3 protein-coding genes are annotated in these 1,766 nt (G+C 29.2%); 1 reads left to right on the forward strand and 2 read right to left on the reverse strand.

The genetic code is table 11. The features are described 5' to 3' along the window. Positions 1-425 (forward strand): integrase core domain-containing protein (locus tag A9G41_RS07025; RefSeq protein WP_143425433.1); only part of this gene is annotated, 425 nt, incomplete at its 5' end. Positions 426-429: 4 nt separating this feature from the next. Here the strand turns inward: A9G41_RS07025 and A9G41_RS07030 are convergent. Then, on the reverse strand, positions 430-1,464 hold the full coding sequence (locus A9G41_RS07030) for a protein kinase (protein WP_065581583.1): 1,035 nt from the start codon (positions 1,462-1,464) through the stop codon (positions 430-432). A 12-nt stretch (positions 1,465-1,476) separates the two neighbouring features. Further along, the coding region (locus A9G41_RS14550; RefSeq protein ID WP_218837682.1) for a hypothetical protein at positions 1,477-1,766 on the reverse strand (290 nt) is incomplete at its 5' end.

The raw sequence follows: 1,766 nt of genomic DNA on the forward strand, positions 1-1,766 counted from the left end.
TTAGGACATTCAATGTCATCGATGACTTTAATCGTGAGGCATTAGGTATTGATATTGGTGTGAGTTTACCCGCAGGTAGAGTGACTCGTTATTTGGATAAATTGGCGGAGTATCATGGTTATCCGTTAAAAATACGCGTCGATAATGGACCAGAATTTACAGGAAAAACCTTTATAAACTGGGCTAAATCACATGATATAGCCATTGATTATATCCAGCCCGGTAGCCCTTATGAAAATGGTTATATTGAACGATTTAATCGTACCTATCGTACTGAAGTACTCGATTTATATCTTTTTAACAACTTAGCACAAGCAAGGAGAATAACCGAAGAATGGTTAACGATTTATAACACCGAAAGACCGCATGAGGCATTAAATAACATGACACCGCTCGAATATAAAACATTAAAACAGGCAGCTTAATTTTCTACGTGAGTTGTGTACTAAGTTTGGGGTATTTACATTCACACTTAACGAAATCTAACACTGATATAACTGGATACTGACTTTTATAGGTATTGATTTTAAAAGATGAAGGCGACGATAATTTGATATATTCAAGGTTAATTTGGTTATCAATAAAGTCTGATAATGTAGGTATTTTTTTAAATTGATCCACCAAACAAATTTTTATATAGTTAGTGACATATATAGTTAATTGTGGATAACTCATCAATAGATTGATAGTTTTAGAATTCTCTGGATTTTCAAAATCATCTACTTTGAATACTAGAGAATCTGAATCTGATTGTGATTTGTCCCAAATAGATGCGTCTAGAATTAATGATTGTAAACCTAACCATAATGTAATAAATGAGAAATTATCCAACTTATCATTAAATGGATTTTCAACTGCTCTTAAAGGATGTTGAAAGTTAATATGACCTAATTCTGAACTCCCCAATTTAGAAATTGAGCCAATATACATTCCGTCATAATCAATCAATTGAATAGCTTTTCCATTATCAGACACCATTATATTCCCCATTTGCAGATCTCCATGAGAAATATTATTTTTTCCTAAAAATTCTGATAATTCTTTTATTTTTTTTGATAAATTATTCAATGCAGCCTTATTTTTATAATTTTTTTCTAAAAATTCCCCTAGAGTTTCGCCTTGTGCCCAAGCCATTTTAACTATCGGATAATGATTTCCATTAACACATATGCCATTATTTAAAAAATCAAAGTTAACAAAAAAAGAAGAGTTCAAGGATTTAAGTTTTTGAGAAATAGCTGTGTAACGTTGTAACAACCCTTTTGACTCTTTATGAAAACATCTAACAGCAAATTTAGTACCTTTATTTTCAATAGTGTAGGTTAAAGCAAATCCACCACTTATAGCTAAAGGAACACCTAACCCTGATTTTTTAATATTTCCAAATTTTAAATCATTATCTGATATAAAATTTTGGTGAGATTGAAATACTTGATTATATTGCTCAAAAGTAGGATATGTCATAACCTTAACCAATTAATTTATTTTAAGAATGATTAATGTTGAGTCATCTATTTTCATTTTTTTATTTTTCCGTGCTTCCATTACCTTTGTATAAAAAAACTCATTTAAGTTACTCAAATTGTTTTGTAAATTGAGTATATTTGTTAGATTTGTAGAACTTTTTAATAAATTAAAAGAATTAATAAGCCAATCAGCTAAAGCATCCGTACACAAGAACAAATAGTAATCATTATATTTACTTAAATTTACATACTTAGTGTATTTATCAAAATCAAAAGTGTTAAAGTTTTTCTTAGTTGAAA

Origin of the sequence: Gilliamella sp. Nev5-1, from assembly GCF_001690895.1 — a bacterium.
Lineage (GTDB): Bacteria > Pseudomonadota > Gammaproteobacteria > Enterobacterales > Orbaceae > Gilliamella > Gilliamella apicola_C.

Bases quoted from the DNA above. Each gene is read 5' to 3' on its own strand.
- A9G41_RS07030 (WP_065581583.1), bottom strand. From the start codon at position 1,464: ATGACATATCCTACTTTTGAGCAATATAATCAAGTATTTCAATCTCAC.